The organism is Pseudoalteromonas spongiae UST010723-006, assembly GCF_000238255.3.
GTDB lineage: Bacteria > Pseudomonadota > Gammaproteobacteria > Enterobacterales > Alteromonadaceae > Pseudoalteromonas > Pseudoalteromonas spongiae.
This window is the reverse complement of record NZ_CP011039.1, coordinates 1846241-1863092: the sequence shown is the minus strand read 5'-3', so window position 1 is coordinate 1863092 and position 16852 is coordinate 1846241. Positions and strand designations below refer to the sequence as shown.

Below are 16852 nucleotides of genomic sequence, written 5' to 3'. Positions count from 1 at the left end.
CTAGCTCCATAAAATGCGCCCCGTCTTCAGCGATACACGAGTTATCTCTTGAGGATGCAGTTTGGGGCTATAGCTCAGCTGGGAGAGCGCCTCGCTGGCAGCGAGGAGGTCTGCGGTTCGATCCCGCATAGCTCCACCAATAACTCTTATGGTTTGAGTATAAATAACCAGTCCTAGTGACAACACCATGTTGTCCCCTTCGTCTAGAGGCCTAGGACACCGCCCTTTCACGGCGGTAACAGGGGTTCGAATCCCCTAGGGGACGCCACTTACTTTTAAGCTTAGTTTTAAAAGAGTGGGGTGAGTCATTAAAGCTCGTATGGTAAGAGTGAAAATAACCAGTCCTAGTGACAACACCATGTTGTCCCCTTCGTCTAGAGGCCTAGGACACCGCCCTTTCACGGCGGTAACAGGGGTTCGAATCCCCTAGGGGACGCCACTTATTTTTAAGCTTATTTTTAAAAGAGTGGGGTGAGTCATTAAAAGCTCGCATGGTAAGAGTATAAATAACCAGTCCTAGTGACAACACCATGTTGTCCCCTTCGTCTAGAGGCCTAGGACACCGCCCTTTCACGGCGGTAACAGGGGTTCGAATCCCCTAGGGGACGCCACTTATTTTTAAGCTTAGTTTTAAAAGAGTGGGGTGAGTCATTAAAGCTCGTATGGTAAGAGTGAAAATAACCAGTCCTAGTGACACATTATCTTTAAGATACTGCGTCCCCTTCGTCTAGAGGCCTAGGACACCGCCCTTTCACGGCGGTAACAGGGGTTCGAATCCCCTAGGGGACGCCACTTATTCTGAATCTATTCTTCTGAAACTCTCAGAACCTAAATCAAGCAATCACCTCATTTAATTTCGAATTACCAGATAATTGCTATATTATAAACGTCCCAGTTCTTATTGATTTAACGCTGTTATGAAATCACGTGGATTTACGCTTATAGAATTGATTATTGTCATTGTCATACTCGGTGTATTAGCTGTTACTGCTATTCCAAGGTTCATGGGACTATCGAGCGATGCGCGCAGTGAAGTGATCAATCAAATTCAAGTAAGTGTTGAACAAGCCAATGATCTTGTTCACTACAAATCTCTAATGAAAAGCTACTCAACACAAGCCGTCCCTGGTCGACCTGATCTTTTCGATGTTGATCTTGATAATAATGGCTCGTTTGAGACGCGACTTATGTGGGGCTACTTGGATAACACAGATATTGAGAAGCGCATTAACTTATCCGACGATCTGCAGATCCAATATCAAGGTATTAGATTTACCTATATTGGTTGGGATTTTGATGGGGATACGCAAATAAGCGATGATAATTGCTATTTTCGTTATACCCAAGCCGCATCAGCCAGCACGCCGCCTGTGTATCAACAAGTACTTACTGGTTGTTAATAATTAAATAAAGCCAACCGTTAATTAATTTTTTAAATCAACGCTAGAATCGCGTTTAAGCGCATAAATTATTTTTCAGCTCGGTTTCTTGGCTTGAATTATTTTCTCGCTTCCAGTTGTTAATTAGGTGTCTTAAAACCCAGATTTGAGCGATTTTAAATTTTTGTATTTTAAAGAGTTATTTTTATTGAATAATCTTTCTCTAATGTTAATCTGCCGCTAACTAAATTAACGGGTAACGGCATGTTTGAACAGCAGACTTATATTGAAAAAGATTTCTCTCAACAAGATTTAACTCATAGTGTGTTTAATCAATGTCATTTTTTGCGCTGCAACTTTTCACGAACACAACTGCAAGATACGCAATTTATTGAGTGTGTATTTATAGAGCAAGGCGATGAAATAGGGTGTGATTTTTCATATGCCAAATTGCAAGATGTTCAGTTTATTAGTTGTCAGTTGTCTCTTTGCTCGTTTATTGGTGCAAATTGTTTTGGTGCTAAGTTTAATCAGTGTGATCTCAAAGGCGCGGACTTTTTCAGAACGAGTTTTGCAAATCAAATCTCATACCGAAACTATTTTTGCAGTGTTGAAATGACTAACTGCAATTTATCGTATGCGAATTTCGATAATCAATGCATTGAAAAATGTAAGCTCAATAATAACCGCTGGATTGGCGCTAATTTACAAGATGCGTCTTTGTCTGGCTCGGACCTAAGTGGCGGTGAATTTTCACCGGAAAGTTGGCGACAATTTAAGTTAACGGGCTGCGATCTGACCGATATCGATCTAGACGGATTAGATCCCCGTCGAGTAAATTTAACGGGTGTTAAAATTAACCCATGGCAGCAAGCGTCATTGCTAAACTACTTAGGCGTAGTGGTGGTGTAATAAAAGACTATACCTGTTGGTTTGGTTAGCTCAGTGATTATCATGAGCTAACCGATAGCCAATTGGCTACTACTTAAATTTATTTTGTATTAGCTCAATAGAGTAACCATCTGGGTCTTTGACAAACGCAATTTCGGTTGTGCCGCCTTTTACTGGGCCTGGCTCGCGCGATACAACACCACCTAGCGCTTTGATTTCTTCGCACGCAGCGTAAATGTCATCATATTCAATGGCTAAGTGACCAAATGCATTACCGTGGTCGTAGCTGTCGGTATCCCAGTTGTAGGTTAGCTCAATAACCGCATTGTCTTTTTCGTCGCCATAACCAACAAATGCCAACGTATAACGGTATTCAGTATTTTCAGAACGTCGTAGCTCTTTCATACCGAGTACTTTGGTATAAAACTCAACAGACTTATCTAAATCCGCAACACGGATCATGGTGTGTAACAAACGCATATGTGCCCCTATAAACAGGTTTTATATTTTTACGCTTAACAAAATTGTTGCTTATCGCTAAGCGTAAAACAGTAATTTACTGTTATAGATTATTGGGCTCAGTACATTATTTTTAAAGGCTTTGCGGACAAAGCCTTTAAATAAATTGCTAGCGCCTAGTTGAGGCTAGTTTATTTGGCTGCTTTCGGATTATTCATAATAAAATCGCGCAACGCTTGTATTTTGTTGTTTTCGGCATTTTCTTGCTTGCTCACATTACAAGTTAAGCATTACGCTTGATTATTACTTTTTATAAAACGCCATAGTTAATTGATATTTATAGCTTTAATTTTATTTTAAATATTTTTATTAAATTTTAATAAAAAAAGATTGCATCTAAAAAAATCTGATTTATTATTCGCACGCTTCTTGTTGATAGCCAATCCGAGTACATTGCAATTTATTGCAGCAAGGCGATAGAGCAACTATCCAAGAGTGAACTTGAATGTTTAAGTATGTTTAACTCGCTCGAACTCATAATGAGTTTATTTGATTAGTTTAGTTTTATTGACACTGCTCGGAGAATCGCTATGTCTTTAACACCTGTAATGGCCCCTATTACCAATGTTGATGCTTGTCACGGTTTAGTAATTGAAAAACCACAAGCTGAACAATTAGTTGCTCAATTTGGTTCACCGCTTATGGTGCTAGATTGTGATCTGATCAGAACACAATATCGTGCGTTACAGGCCGCATTACCGAATGTTGATTTGCACTATGCGCTAAAGCCATTACCACACCCAGCTGTTGTAACTACGTTGCTTGCTGAAGGTGCGTATTTTGATTTAGCAACAAACGGTGAAGTCGACCTTGTACAATCGGTCGGTGTACCGAGTGAGCGTACAATTCAAACGCACCCAATTAAGCGTGATATTGATATTTCACATGCACTTGCGTATGGCTGCAATGTGTTTGTGGTTGATAACATCAACGAAATTGATAAGTTTGAAAAATACAAAGATCAGGTTGAGTTATTGGTACGCGTTAGCTTTCCAAACCCTGAGGTATTAGCTGACTTATCGAAAAAATTCGGTTGCTTACCTGAAGATGCTATAACACTAATTCAACATGCATTTGATTTAGGTATTCGCATTAAAGGGCTATCGTTCCATGTTGGCTCACAAACCAAAAGTGGTGTGAAATACGCAGATGCGATTACCAAATGCCATCACATTATGTTGGCGGTAATTGATGCGGGTTTACCTGCACTGAGTACACTTGATATTGGTGGTGGTTTCCCTGTGAAATACACACCAGAAGTGCCAAATATTGCTGATTTTTGTGCACCTATTCGTGATGCATTGGCGAAGTTACCTGAAACAGTACGCGTGATTGCTGAACCAGGGCGTTTTATTGTGGCAACGGCAGTAACTAATATTGCATCAGTGATGGGGCAAGCAGTGCGTGGCGGCAAAACTTGGTATTACTTGGATGACGGTTTATATGGCTCGTTTAGCGGTTTAATGTTTGACGAAGCTAAGTATCAAATTGATTCAGCGCAAACAACTGGTGAGCGTTTTATGTCGGTACTTGCAGGTCCAACATGCGACAGCATTGATGTGATCCGCGAAGAAATTATGTTACCTAAACTGGAAAATGGCGACCTTATTATCTCAACTATGATGGGCGCGTATACTTCATGTACGGCAACAGATTTTAACTTCTTTAAGCGCGCAGCTACTGTGGTATTAAATGAAGTTGAGAGCACCAACCTAGTTGTAAGTGCTTAATCACTTTGTTTACGTGAAATACTCGCAAAAAAGGGCATTTAAAATGCCCTTTTTACTTTATTAAATATCTGTGAACTACAAATCAATCTTCTCTTTAAATTCACATAAATCTTCAATTAAACAGCTGCCGCATTTGGGTTTTCGCGCAACACATACGTATCGGCCATGTAAAATAAGCCAGTGGTGTACGTCTACTTTAAATTCTTTTGGTACCACTTTTTCAAGTTTTGCTTCTACTGCATCAACGTCTTTACCCATGGCGAATTTAGTACGGTTTGATACGCGGAAAATATGGGTGTCGACTGCAATTGTTGGCCAACCAAAAGCACAGTTTAAAACAACATTTGCAGTTTTGCGGCCAACACCGGGTAGGGCAACTAACGCCTCTAAACTTTCAGGTACTTGGCTGTTATGCTTTTCAATTAATATTTGGCTAAGTTTATAAACATTGTTAGCTTTTGAGTTATAAAGGCCAATGGTTTTTATGTATTCTTTGAGGCCTTCAACACCAAGTGCCACAATGGCTTCTGGCGTATTGGCTACGGGAAATAGCTTACGTGTTGCTTTATTTACGCCAACGTCCGTTGCCTGTGCTGATAACGTAACCGCAACCAATAATTCAAACGGATTTGAGTATTCTAATTCCGATTTAGGCTCTGGGTTGTCGGCGCGTAAACGCTCTAATATTTCGCGGCGTTTTGTTTTATTCATGTGCTTAGTCCAGGCTTGTTACACGTGCGCGTGGCGCTTTTTCAGTAATTGGTTCGTCTTGTTGTGATTGCTGTTTAGCGTCAATGTAATTTTTTAACGCAATAAGCAAGCCCATGCCTAAGAAAGCACCTGGTGATAGAATCGCAAGTAAAAACTTTGTTTCGGTTTGCATTATTTCAATGCGTAACACTTTTGCCCAATCACCCAGCAGTAAATGTGCACCATCAAATAAAGTACCTTGTCCTAATAATTCACGCATCGCGCCCAATAGCATTAACACAGCAAGAAAACCCAGTCCCATCATCAAACCATCAAATGCTGCAAGTGGCACTGAATTTTTAGAGGCAAATGCTTCCGCACGACCAATAATGGCGCAGTTGGTAACGATTAATGGAATGAAAATACCCAGTGATAAGTACAGCTCGTGACTAAAGGCATTCATTAATAACTCGATCATTGTCACAAATGCGGCGATGATCATCACAAATACTGGAATGCGAATTTCTTTTGGCACCCATTCACGTACTATTGCTACGGTGACGTTTGACCCTAACAATACAAACAAGGTGGCTAATCCTAAACCAAGCGCATTGGTTACGGTCGCCGATACTGCCAATAATGGGCATAAACCAAGCAGTTGTACCAATGCTGGGTTATTTTTCCACAGTCCTTGGTTAATTATATCGCGCAGTTGTTCAGTCATTATTTACTCCGCATAAATTATCTTGATTAAACAGCGCTTGATGCTGATTTTGGGTATAAAGACTTGCACGTTTAACGGCATTAATCACGGCGCGAGGCGTGATTGTTGCACCTGTAAATGCGTCAAATTGACCACCATCTTTTTTTACTGCCCATGACGTATCTTTAATTGAAGTAGGGCGTTTGCCATCAAAACTGGTTATCCAGTCTGAGCGACGAATTTCTACTTTATCACCAAGCCCTGGCGTTTCCTTGTGTTCAATAACGCGTACACCAGCTATTGTGCCATCAATATAAATGGCAGAAAGAATTTCAATATTACCGCTGTAACCATCTGGTGCAGTTGATTGTAGAACCACTGCGACGGGCTTATCACCACTTTTAGCGCGATAAACTTTGGTAACACTCGCGTGATTTAAATAATCTTCTTTAATCTGCGCACAATCTAAATAAAGTGTGTTGTCGTAGTCACTTTCACTAATAACTTGGCCTAATGTTGTCATTAGTTTTTGCTGTTTATTGTGTTCAATCGCAGGCTTAGTTGCGATGTAAGTAAGGGTTACTACCGCAGTGCTGGCAATTGCAAACGCGCCTAAAATTAGTGCGTTTTTAGAAATTGATTTAGATAACATTATTGCTCCTTAGCGCCATACACTTTTGGCTGCGTGTAGAAGTCAATTAAAGGCACCGCCATATTGAGTAACAATACAGAGAACGCAACAGCGTCAGGGTATCCACCATAAGTACGAATAAGGTAAACCAACAGGCCAATTAAGGCACCGTAAATTAAACGGCCTTTATTCGTTGTTGATGCAGACACCGGGTCGGTGGCAATAAAAAATGCAGCTAACATGGTTGCGCCACTAAATAAATGAAGCACAGGACCGGTACTAACACCTGGGTGAAACATCACACCAATGCTGGCACAAATAGCAAGGCTAGCTATAAAGCTTACTGGAATATGCCAGTTAATAACGCGCGCTTTTAATAAATAAATGCCGCCTAATAGGTATGCTAGATTAACCCATTGCCAACCGATTCCAGCAAGTTCGCCAAAAATTGGGTTTTGCAAACTTTCTGAGGTGGTGAGCCCTTTGCTAAGACTAATTTTTAGCGTATCGAGTGGGGTTGCCATAGACACGCCATCTACGCCGAGTCTTAACTGCTCTGTTGTGAGTCCGCTTTGGGTTATGCCAGTAAAGATAACGCTAATTTCATCTAACAGGGTATGTTGATTAAATGCAAGTTCAATGGGAGGTGACCATGTTGTCATTTGTACCGGAAACGAAATTAACAACAGCACATAGCCTGCCATCGCAGGGTTAAATAAATTAAAACCAAGGCCGCCATACAGTTGTTTAACAAAAATAATGGCAAACGCGGTACCAATAACAATCACCCACCAAGGCGCAAGCGGCGGTATACTGATAGCAAGTAACACGGCAGTAAGTACCGCGCTATAATCGCTTAACGCGGATTTTATATTGCGCTTACGTAGTTTTAGCACAAAAGCTTCGGCCGCAATCGCAGTGATAATTGCCAGCAATAATTGAATAATTACACCAAAACCAAAAAAGTAAGCCTGACAGGCAATGCCTAGGCTTGCTGCAAAGGCAACTTTGAGCATAAGTGCACCGAGCGACTTATGGCTGTGTTTGTGTGGCGAGCTGCTTAAGGATAATTGCACGTTATTCCGATCCTTTATCTTGTTGCGCTTTTTTGGCTTTAGCCTTTGCGATTGCAGCGGCTATCGCTGCCTTTTTCTTCGCTTCAGCATCGAGTTTTGGTTTCTCAGTTGTCTCAACTGCAGCTAGGTTATCTTGTTGCTCCACATCGTTATCGTTCGATTGTGGCAAGTCGTTTTGCTCAGCCGCTTGCTTGGCTGCTTTTTTGGCTTTTGCACGAGCAATAGCGGCAGCGACTGCGGCTTTACGTGGATCATCATCGGCGCTTTCGTCTGCGTCTTGAATTTCCGTTTCATCTAGCTCTTTTACTGATGATTCTTCAGTTTGCTTTGCAGCTTTTTTAGCTTTTGCACGAGCAATAGCAGCGGCAACAGCTGCTTTACGTGAATCATCACTGGCGCTTTCGTCTGCGTCTTGGGTTTCCGTTTCATCTAGCGCTTTTGCTGATGATTCTTCAGCCTGCTTTGCAGCCTTCTTGGCTTTTGCACGAGCGATAGCTGCGGCAACAGCGGCTTTACGCGGATCATCATCGGTGCTTTCGTCTGCGTCTTGAGCTTTGGTTTCATTTAGCGCTTCAGTTGATGATTCTTCAGCCTGCTTTGCTGCCTTTTTGGCTTTTGCACGAGCGATAGCAGCGGCGACTGCTGCTTTACGTGGATCATCACTGGTGCTTTCGCTTGCGTCTTGAGCCTTGGTTTCATCAAGCGTTTCAGTTGATGGTTCTTCAGCCTGCTGTGCAGCCTTTTTAGCCTTTGCACGAGCAATAGCAGCGGCAACAGCGGCTTTACGTGGATCGTTATCGCTCGATGTGTCCGTTTCATTAGTAGCGCTATTATTGGCATCGTCATCGGAACCTTTCACTTCTTTTTTAGCTTTGGCGCGAGCTATTGCTGCGGCGACGGCTGCTTTACGCGGGTCGCTCGTATTATCTTTTACATCTTGCTCGTTTGTTTGCTCGGCTTTTTTCGCTTTTGCACGTGCTATTGCAGCTGCAACGGCATCTTTCTTACTGTCATTACTTGTCGCTGCTGGTTTTTCTTCTTTATATGCGCGAGCTTGTGCTTTTCGTTCTTCACGCAGCTTTGCCATTTCAGAATTATCTGGCTCACCATTATCTGAACGTTTTGCTTTAGCGCGCGCTAAAGCTGCTTGAACAGCTGCACTTTTATCATTTGATGAAACTCGTTTCGAGGCTTCTTCAACTTTCGACTTAGCGTCATCGTTCGTTCGTGTTGCCGCGCGTTTGTGTCGGTTTTGGCGTTCTTCTTGTTCGCGCTTCAAACGTTCATTACGTGCTTCAAAACGCTCTTTTGCACGTTCTGCTTTAACCTTATCTTCGCGCTCTTGACGAATTTCTGCCTTGGCAACACGGTAATATTGCACCAGTGGAATTTCACTTGGGCACACATAGGCACACGCACCGCATTCAATACAGTCAAATAAGTTATGTTCTTCTAACTTGTCGTATTCTTTACTTTTGGCAAACCATTGTAGCTGCTGTGGTAGTAGTGTAGCAGGGCAGGCGTCGGCGCACGCACTGCAGCGAATACAGGCTTTTTCTTCACCGGGCATCGGCATTTCATGTTCACTTGGCGCGAGCACGCAGTTACTGGTTTTTATTATTGGAAGGCGTACGCTCGGTAAGGTAAAGCCCATCATTGGACCGCCCATAATTACACGTTGCCACTGCTGTGGCTGAAAGCCGCTTTGTTCGAGCAAGAACTTGATTGGTGTACCGAGTAAACTCCAAACATTACCGGGTGTTGAAATGGTTTCACCTGTTACCGTTACAACACGCTCAATAAGCGGTTTGCCTTCGTATATGGCCTGATAAATAGCGAAAATAGTACCGACATTATGAACCACCATACCAATATCAGATGGGATCCCACCTTGTGGTACATGTTTTGACGTTAACAGTTGAATAAGTTGCTTTTCACCGCCCGATGGGTATTTAGTTGGCACCGGGCATACTTGAGTATAGTGGTCATTTTCACAGGCTTTTTTCAGTGCAGCGATCGCTTCAGGCTTATCGTCTTCAATACCAATTAAAATTTTGGTTGGCTGATAAAGTTTGCGTAATACCTCAATGCCTTTAATTAACTCGCTAGCATGCTCACGCATCAGCATGTCATCGGCGCTGATATATGGCTCGCATTCAACACCGTTAATGATTAGAAATTCTATTTCATTTTTAGGCTGGGCTTTAACATATGCAGGAAAACCCGCACCGCCCATACCGCTGATACCGGCACTGTGAATACGGGTTACAATCTCTTGGTCAGATTTGGCATAAAAGTCAGGCCATGGAGATAGTTCACACCATGTGTCTTCACCATCTGGCAGTAATACTACACTCGGCTCAGGCAATGCACTTGGGTGTGTGGTTGGCTTCATCGCGATTTCGCTGATAGTACCAGAGGTTGGTGCATGTACAGGCACGCTCCAGTGGCCTGCAGGTTCGGTTAAGGCTTGACCTTTTAATACACGATCACCCGTTTTAACGAGCAAACGCCCGTTATCGCCAATGTGTTGCTTAAGCGGAATAGTTAAACTTTCAGGTAACGGTAAGCGCTTAATTGGTTGTTGTGTTGAACTCGCTTTATTCGGGGCAGGGTGTACACCGCCCGGAATCGACCAAAGCTTACCACGTTCAATTTGTTCTAAAATAGATTCCACCAACAACCTCTAATCGATATTTGTTACTGGAATGGCTTGTAAGTCCCATTTCCAGTTTTTACTTGTGGTTTTAACTGGCACCATGTCGATGCAGTCTACCGGACAAGGTTCAACGCACAGATCGCACCCTGTACATTCGTCAATTAATACCGTGTGCATTTGGCGTGTTGCGCCGACAATGGCATCAACAGGACATGCTTGAATGCATTTAGTACAGCCAATACATTCATCTTCTCGAATGTAGGCAACTGTTTTAATCGGTTCTTTTTCTTCGCCGCCAGCAAGCGGTTTGGCTTCAACTCCCATTAAATCCGCGAGCTTTTGTACCGTTGCTTCGCCTCCCGGTGGGCACTTGTTAACGTCGTCACCATTAGCAATGGCTTCTGCATAAGGGCGACAGCCAGGGTAGCCACACTGACCGCATTGCGTTTGCGGTAATATTTCATCGATTTGTTCGACGATAGGGTTGCCGTCAATTTTATAGCGAATTGCGGCAAAGCCAAGAATTGCGCCAAATAACAGCGCTAAACCGCCTAAGGCGAGTAGGGCGTAGAATAAAGTCATTTACAGTTTTACCAGTCCGGTGAAGCCAAGAAATGCCAACGACATTAAACCAGCTGTGATCATGGCGATAGACGCGCCTTTAAATGGGGCTGGTACGTCTGCTGCCGCTAATCGCTCGCGCATTGCCGCAAATAAAACAAGTACCAATGAAAAACCGACTGCGGCGCCAAAGCCGTAAATTGCCGATTGTAAAAATGAGTGTTGCTCACGGGTGTTTAATAGCGCTACGCCAAGTACCGCACAGTTGGTGGTGATTAACGGTAAAAATATACCCAGTAAGCGATACAATGTCGGGCTGGTTTTACGTACCACCATTTCGGTAAATTGCACAACAACTGCGATTACTAAAATAAAGCTCATAGTGCGCAGAAAAGTGAGCTCGAGCGGTATAAGAATATATTGATTTACGAGGTAACTGGTGACTGATGCCAACGTGAGTACAAAAGTAGTCGCAAGAGACATACCAATTGCGGTATCCAGCTTGCCAGACACACCCATAAACGGGCACAGGCCTAAGAACTGTACCAAAACAAAGTTGTTTACTAATACTGTGGCAATGAGTAACAGTAGGTATTCGGTCATTGAAATCTTATATGCGCTACATTTGACGCTTATTATCCAAATTTTCGGATTAAAGCTCAACTTATTCCGCTAAACAAATCTCATTCAGTTTCAATTGTTAAAGTAGTGTGGGGGAGTTTAGTGTGAAATTTAAACAAAAGGTAATTGTGGCGTTAAAAAGGGGCGATAAAGCCCCTTTTTAAATGGTGTAAATTAAATCTCTTTGGGCTTTTCGATGTAATAGCCTTGTGCACCATCTAAACACAGTTGTTCAATAATGTGTTTTTCTTCTTGGCTTTCGACTCCTTCGGCAAGTACAGTAACGCCAATGCGGTGAGCCAAATCAACCATTAAACGCATAAAGTACTGGTTGTTTTTATCTTCTTCTAAGCCGCGCGTGTAGGTTGCATCCATTTTAATAAAATCAGGTTTTAAATCGCGGAAAAACTTAAATGAGGTTAAGCCAACACCAAAACGTTCAACGGTAATACGCGCACCTACACGGTGGATCATATCAATAAAGCGTTTTGATGCTTTTACGTTTTGTTGTAAACCGAATTCACTCACTTCAAAAATTAATTTAGCGGCAATGGCATTATCTTTTAGTAAGCGACGTTCAAGCCAAATCGAAAACTGCTCGTCGTGAGCGCTTTTAGCCGATACGTTTACACCGAAAAACTGGTCGTTCAGGTTACGCGTTTTAATTGCATTAATTGCTTCTTCGATAACAAGACGGTCTACATGTGCGTGTTGATTGAGCTTTTCACTCATTGCTAAGAACGAAGAGGTTGGCAAAATGTGTTCGTCAGACGTTTTAAAACGCGCGAATATCTCAGAGTAGGCCTTAGCACTACGACTGGTTGGCATAATGGTTTGGATCATTAACTGAATGCGATTGTTGTTTAATACATCATCAATCACTTGACGCCAATTTTGATTACCAAAACTTGCTGAAACATTATCAATTATGTCGCTTTCTTTTTGAATATGGTAGCCATTTGTGGTTTTACTTTGTGCAAGGCTAAGAGCAGTATCTACTTGCGCCAATAGTGGGCTAAGTGGCTTGCCTGTTTCAAAAGACACAATACCGGTATTTGCGACACTGGTAAGTTCAACGTGTTGTTGAAATTCAGTGAATTTACTTTGCAGTACTTCGCCAAGTTTTTCTGCTTCTTTAATTGGTACGTTGATTAACAGTACTGCGAAGTCTGAACTATTTAAGCGATAACTGGTGCTGCCAGAGTAAGTGCCAATAGCTTGGGTGATGAGATCTGACACATCTTTAATGTATTCATCGCCTTGCTGATAACCGCGCGTTTGGTTTATTAAGTTCAATTCAGTACAGCGTATAACGGCAAGGGTACCGAAACACGGTTTATCGGCGTTTTCAATTTGGTGTTCGTAGTGCTCTATAAATAAATTACGGTTGCCTAGCCCTGTCACAGTGTCTTTGTAGGCTTCACGTTTAATATCAAGGGCAGAGGATTCAATGTCTTTTTGCTTGCGCTTTAAAAAGCCATTTAAGCGAACAATGCTCGGAAAAATATTGCTCACTGCGTTATCAGCAAGAGATGAGTCGAGTTTGCCATCTTTACTGTCATTTTCAATGTACTTATCGACCATATTTGAAATGGCATCGCCCATACGATTTGACGCTTGCATTAATGTCAGCTTTAACGTGATAAAAGGCACAAGGGTGAGCACTAAAATGATCAAAAATAAAATCAAAAACGCATTTTGTACGATTTCAGCGGTTTGCTGTAGGCGTAGCGTAAACTCGATTTTAAGACCTAAATCGCTTCCCGCGCCATGTTGAGAGCGAATAAACGGTTTGTAATTTTGTAGGTGTTTTACTAAAAAGGGCAGGTAGTTTAAGTTGCCTTGATTGCTGAAAATAGTTTCATTTTCTTTGTCTTTAATGACTAATTTATCAAGGTTGTACTGTAACTTTATATTCTTTGCGAATGCTTCGATATCTTGCTCAGTCGTTATTTGAGCGAGTTCAAGATCGATTGCTCTTTGCACTTTTAATTGTTGCGAGTTTGCATATTGATGCAACGCTGAATTAAGCATATATCCAGTAAGTGCTGTTGCTAGCAAGCAAAAAAATACTTGGATTGTAATAAAGCGAGTTAATCCTGCCATGGTTTTTCTTATCTCACGCTGTATTAATTGGTAGATTGTATTAAATGAAATAGGGGACAACAATAGATCGGCATACTTGTCAGCTATGCAAGACCAAAACTCTGTCACTAATACAAAAAATCACTTATGAAATGGTAAGTTATATTCTAAGAAAAGTCTAATAAAGGTAATAAAATGTAATATAGAAAGGTAAGAATTGGCTCCCCCTCCCCGACTCGAACGGGGGACCTGCGGATTAACAGTCCGTCGCTCTAACCAACTGAGCTAAGGGGGAACAACAATAGGCAGTGTGCTTTGGCTCCCCCTCCCCGACTCGAACGGGGGACCTGCGGATTAACAGTCCGTCGCTCTAACCAACTGAGCTAAGGGGGAACAAGCATACTTAAAGTAGATTAACGATTGGCTCCCCCTCCCCGACTCGAACGGGGGACCTGCGGATTAACAGTCCGTCGCTCTAACCAACTGAGCTAAGGGGGAATCGTTAAATGCTAAGAACTTGGCTCCCCCTCCCCGACTCGAACGGGGGACCTGCGGATTAACAGTCCGTCGCTCTAACCAACTGAGCTAAGGGGGAATGGCGTTGTTCTCAACGGGGCGAAATATTAATGACAGCATGGGGAAGTGTCAACAACTATTAATTAAGAAAGTTAAAAAAGTGGTTTGAATGCATATTTGTTGTGCAACTTGCTAGTTTTTTAACTGCTTTCGTGTGTTATTTGTTCATTAGTGTTTTAAAAATGATGGAAATTACATATTAAAATGAAGTATCTAAAGTCAAAAATTAGACACTCGCTACCTTGCCATTCATTTTATTACCTTAAAATTGTGCTTACGGATGATATAAACACTGAACTTGGTTTTTACTTTTAACACTTTTAAATAATCAGCGATTATTGGTGGATATCTAAAAGCTATTGATTACTGAGTCAAACTCACAATGTCTAATTCTCAATAGGATACAGGCTTATAACTGTGTTTTTAGATAAAATGTTAAAGCGAGCATTTACGAATACTTTGTGATTTATTTGCTTCACTGAACTGACAGGCTAATGCAAAACGGTGGCGATACATCTCAAACTCGAGTGTATAAAGAAGCTAAAAGGCACAAATACTCATCATAATTAGAATTAAGCCCAGAACAATTAAATTAGTGAAAACGTGTAATGCTAAAAAACAATACGCTATGCCTAGTTTAACTATAAGGAGATTGGGAACTTAAAAAGTATCGTTTTCGCTTATCCGACACTAATAAAAAGACATACTCGGTTGTAAATCGCCTTATACTTATTTAAGAGCTAAGAGCAAAGAGCAAATAAAACGCGCAATTGGTTCTAATAATAAGTATTTTGATTTACCTAACGATTAATGAATTAATCACTAGTGAAAAAGTATCAATATTTTTCTTGGCAATTTTTTTGATACTGATATTAGCGCACTCTATGACATATTTATTTTTGTAATCGCTGATTAATAAAGGGCTACATTTAGTTATCCACTAAATCTGTGGATAACTCTGTTTATGAATCTTTGAGAACATAACCAAGCCCTTTATTTATCGGTTGTAAGAGAAATGCAATAGTTTTCAAATAAAAAATATTTGCTAATAAATTCAATGATTTAATTTATTTGATGGTTTTTGGTTGAAAATTGTTCGAAATGTAATCTCGGTATGTTTATTGCGCAAGTTGTTGTGTAAAAACTAGTCGGAGCAGTGGTTGTTAGCTGTTACTAACTGAGTATCTATCGGAATATCAGTGTATTTATATAAATCAAATGTAAATATAGAATTCTTTTGGTTTACTTTTTGTTTACATTGGTTGGGCGGGTTTGTAAAAAGTTAATTTGCGATGGTATCAACGCGCTCATTTCATTAGAATGTTGCGGTGCTTATATAAGGGTCCTCATGCAACAGTCTAAATCGCAATCAGCAAATAGCGCCGCATCGCTTCTCGAAGCGCCGATTGAAAAAACACTTGTTAAAATGACCGTGCCAATGATTTTCGGCATGATCACCTTAATGTTGTTTAATATTGTCGATACTTTTTTTGTCAGTATGTTGGGCACAGAACAACTTGCTGCAATTAGTTTTACCTTTCCGGTTACATTTACGGTTATCAGCCTTGCAATAGGCCTCAGTATCGCCACATCGGCAATAATTGCTAAAGCACTTGGTGCAAATAATCACGCTGAAGCGCGTTTCGATGGTGCAGTCGCATTAATCGTGTCTGCATTGTTAGTTGTGGTGACGTCATTTATTGGCTATTTACTGATCACACCGATTTTTACATTACTTGGCGCGACACCAGAACTGCTGGTTTATATTCGTGATTATATGACGGTTTGGTTTATCGGCAGCGCGCTACTTATTACCCCAATGATTGGTAACGCCGTTTTGCGTGCTAGCGGCGATACTAAAACACCCAGCATTATTATGGGCGGGGCGGGGGTGATAAACGCAATCTTGGACCCTATTTTAATTTTTGGCTTTGGACCAGTGCCTGCCATGGGCATTAAAGGTGCTGCGATTGCGAGTGTTATTGCCTGGTCATTTGGTGTTGCCTTTATTCTTTATCTACTGATTATTAAACGCAAACTTGTGGCTTGGGAAAAGTGTCAGCAAAGCTTTATGACTGCAACGGTAAAAATGCTAAAAATTGGCGTACCAGCAGCCAGTGCAAATATGCTAACGCCGATAGCAATGGCAATTATGACTGCGATTGTCGCAAGCTATGGCGCGCATGCGGTGGCGGCATTTGGTGTGGGAAGTCGTATCGAATCAATCGCCAGTATTGTGGTGTTAGCACTTTCTATGACACTACCACCTTTTATTAGCCAAAATTTCGGTGCAAATCGTTACGACCGTGTTGAGGCAGCTTATATGGCGAGCCTGAAGTTTGTACTTATATGGCAGTTCGTTATTTACCTAGTGCTTATCGCGTTAAGTGGTGTGATAAGCCATATATTTGCTGAAGAGCAAAGTGTTATCGATGTGATAAAACTGTTTATCTACATTTTACCGTTAGGCTACGGTTTGCAGGGTATTATAATTTTAACTAATTCATCATTAAACGCATTACACAAGCCAATGCACGCGCTGGTACTTAGTATTGTACGCTTATTTGTGTTTTATTTGCCATTTGCCTATGTCGGTAGTTTAATCGGCGACTTACAAGGGCTATTTATTGGTGCGTTAGTGGGTAACTTATTCACAGCATGCGTTTCATACACATGGTTTAAAAAGCAGTTAACCAAATGCCATAATAGTATTGTGCCACACACTGTTTAG

13 protein-coding genes and 9 tRNA genes are annotated in these 16852 nt (G+C 41.5%); 9 read left to right on the top strand and 13 right to left on the bottom strand.

Translation table 11 applies throughout. The features are described from left to right. The first annotated feature begins 63 nt into the window (after window positions 1-63). The 7 genes from PSPO_RS08760 (at window position 64) to PSPO_RS08730 (ending at window position 2291) form a co-directional block, all read left to right on the top strand. A tRNA-Ala gene (locus PSPO_RS08760) sits at window positions 64-139 on the top strand. Window positions 140-192: 53 nt separating this feature from the next. Further along, a tRNA-Glu gene (locus tag PSPO_RS08755) sits at window positions 193-268 on the top strand. A 95-nt stretch (window positions 269-363) separates the two neighbouring features. Next, window positions 364-439, top strand: a tRNA-Glu gene (locus PSPO_RS08750). A gap of 96 nt (window positions 440-535) precedes the next feature. Then, window positions 536-611 (top strand) — tRNA-Glu (locus PSPO_RS08745). Window positions 612-716: 105 nt separating this feature from the next. Further along, window positions 717-792 (top strand) — tRNA-Glu (locus PSPO_RS08740). Window positions 793-917: 125 nt separating this feature from the next. Beyond that, window positions 918-1400: a prepilin-type N-terminal cleavage/methylation domain-containing protein gene (locus PSPO_RS08735; RefSeq protein WP_040642778.1), complete on the top strand. Its 483-nt coding sequence runs from the start codon at window positions 918-920 to the stop codon at window positions 1398-1400. Between the two features lie 243 nt (window positions 1401-1643). Next, on the top strand, window positions 1644-2291 hold the full coding sequence (locus PSPO_RS08730) for a Qnr family pentapeptide repeat protein (protein ID WP_010559820.1): 648 nt from the start codon (window positions 1644-1646) through the stop codon (window positions 2289-2291). Between the two features lie 69 nt (window positions 2292-2360). Here PSPO_RS08730 and gloA read toward each other — a convergent pair whose 3' ends face one another. Further along, the gene (gloA, locus tag PSPO_RS08725; RefSeq protein ID WP_010559821.1) at window positions 2361-2750 is read right to left on the bottom strand and encodes a lactoylglutathione lyase; all 390 of its coding nucleotides are present in this window, start codon (window positions 2748-2750) and stop codon (window positions 2361-2363) included. A 569-nt stretch (window positions 2751-3319) separates the two neighbouring features. On the opposite strand from gloA, the gene PSPO_RS08720 reads away from it, so the two are divergent. Further along, window positions 3320-4519: a type III PLP-dependent enzyme gene (locus tag PSPO_RS08720; protein ID WP_010559822.1), complete on the top strand. Its 1200-nt coding sequence runs from the start codon at window positions 3320-3322 to the stop codon at window positions 4517-4519. A gap of 75 nt (window positions 4520-4594) precedes the next feature. Here PSPO_RS08720 and nth read toward each other — a convergent pair whose 3' ends face one another. From nth to PSPO_RS08660, 12 genes are all read right to left on the bottom strand, one after another. After that, window positions 4595-5230: an endonuclease III gene (nth, locus tag PSPO_RS08715; protein WP_010559823.1), complete on the bottom strand. Its 636-nt coding sequence runs from the start codon at window positions 5228-5230 to the stop codon at window positions 4595-4597. Window positions 5231-5234: 4 nt separating this feature from the next. Beyond that, entirely contained in the window at window positions 5235-5933 is a 699-nt protein-coding gene (locus PSPO_RS08710; RefSeq protein WP_010559824.1) for an electron transport complex subunit E, read from the bottom strand. Beyond that, window positions 5926-6564, bottom strand: a complete 639-nt coding sequence (gene rsxG, locus PSPO_RS08705; RefSeq protein WP_010559825.1) for an electron transport complex subunit RsxG — start codon at window positions 6562-6564, stop codon at window positions 5926-5928. Before rsxG ends, PSPO_RS08710 begins: the two co-directional genes overlap by 8 nt. Beyond that, on the bottom strand, window positions 6564-7619 hold the full coding sequence (gene rsxD, locus PSPO_RS08700) for an electron transport complex subunit RsxD (RefSeq protein WP_010559826.1): 1056 nt from the start codon (window positions 7617-7619) through the stop codon (window positions 6564-6566). The genes rsxG and rsxD overlap by 1 nt, the downstream gene beginning before the upstream one ends. A gap of 1 nt (window position 7620) precedes the next feature. Next, window positions 7621-10296, bottom strand: coding sequence for an electron transport complex subunit RsxC (gene rsxC / locus PSPO_RS08695; protein WP_010559827.1), 2676 nt, complete (start codon window positions 10294-10296; stop codon window positions 7621-7623). Between the two features lie 9 nt (window positions 10297-10305). After that, the gene (gene rsxB, locus PSPO_RS08690; protein WP_010559828.1) at window positions 10306-10860 is read right to left on the bottom strand and encodes an electron transport complex subunit RsxB; all 555 of its coding nucleotides are present in this window, start codon (window positions 10858-10860) and stop codon (window positions 10306-10308) included. Continuing rightward, entirely contained in the window at window positions 10861-11442 is a 582-nt protein-coding gene (rsxA, locus tag PSPO_RS08685; RefSeq protein WP_010559829.1) for an electron transport complex subunit RsxA, read from the bottom strand. It lies immediately after the preceding gene. A gap of 192 nt (window positions 11443-11634) precedes the next feature. After that, a complete protein-coding gene (locus PSPO_RS08680; protein ID WP_010559830.1) occupies window positions 11635-13566 on the bottom strand; it encodes an EAL domain-containing protein in 1932 nt (643 codons plus the stop codon). A gap of 197 nt (window positions 13567-13763) precedes the next feature. Continuing rightward, window positions 13764-13840: transfer RNA gene (locus tag PSPO_RS08675), tRNA-Asn, on the bottom strand. A gap of 21 nt (window positions 13841-13861) precedes the next feature. Next, a tRNA-Asn gene (locus PSPO_RS08670) sits at window positions 13862-13938 on the bottom strand. 28 nt (window positions 13939-13966) lie between these two features. Next, a tRNA-Asn gene (locus PSPO_RS08665) sits at window positions 13967-14043 on the bottom strand. Window positions 14044-14063: 20 nt separating this feature from the next. Then, a tRNA-Asn gene (locus PSPO_RS08660) sits at window positions 14064-14140 on the bottom strand. 1329 nt (window positions 14141-15469) lie between these two features. Between PSPO_RS08660 and PSPO_RS08655 the strand changes: the two genes are divergently transcribed. After that, a complete protein-coding gene (locus PSPO_RS08655) occupies window positions 15470-16852 on the top strand; it encodes an MATE family efflux transporter (RefSeq protein ID WP_010559831.1) in 1383 nt (460 codons plus the stop codon).

Bases quoted from the DNA above. Each gene is read 5' to 3' on its own strand.
- PSPO_RS08735 (WP_040642778.1), top strand. From the start codon at position 918: ATGAAATCACGTGGATTTACGCTTATAGAATTGATTATTGTCATTGTC.
- PSPO_RS08730 (WP_010559820.1), top strand. From the start codon at position 1,644: ATGTTTGAACAGCAGACTTATATTGAAAAAGATTTCTCTCAACAAGAT.
- gloA (WP_010559821.1), bottom strand. From the start codon at position 2,750: ATGCGTTTGTTACACACCATGATCCGTGTTGCGGATTTAGATAAGTCT.
- PSPO_RS08720 (WP_010559822.1), top strand. From the start codon at position 3,320: ATGTCTTTAACACCTGTAATGGCCCCTATTACCAATGTTGATGCTTGT.
- nth (WP_010559823.1), bottom strand. From the start codon at position 5,230: ATGAATAAAACAAAACGCCGCGAAATATTAGAGCGTTTACGCGCCGAC.
- PSPO_RS08710 (WP_010559824.1), bottom strand. From the start codon at position 5,933: ATGACTGAACAACTGCGCGATATAATTAACCAAGGACTGTGGAAAAAT.
- rsxG (WP_010559825.1), bottom strand. From the start codon at position 6,564: ATGTTATCTAAATCAATTTCTAAAAACGCACTAATTTTAGGCGCGTTT.
- rsxB (WP_010559828.1), bottom strand. From the start codon at position 10,860: ATGACTTTATTCTACGCCCTACTCGCCTTAGGCGGTTTAGCGCTGTTA.
- rsxA (WP_010559829.1), bottom strand. From the start codon at position 11,442: ATGACCGAATACCTACTGTTACTCATTGCCACAGTATTAGTAAACAAC.
- PSPO_RS08680 (WP_010559830.1), bottom strand. From the start codon at position 13,566: ATGGCAGGATTAACTCGCTTTATTACAATCCAAGTATTTTTTTGCTTG.
- PSPO_RS08655 (WP_010559831.1), top strand. From the start codon at position 15,470: ATGCAACAGTCTAAATCGCAATCAGCAAATAGCGCCGCATCGCTTCTC.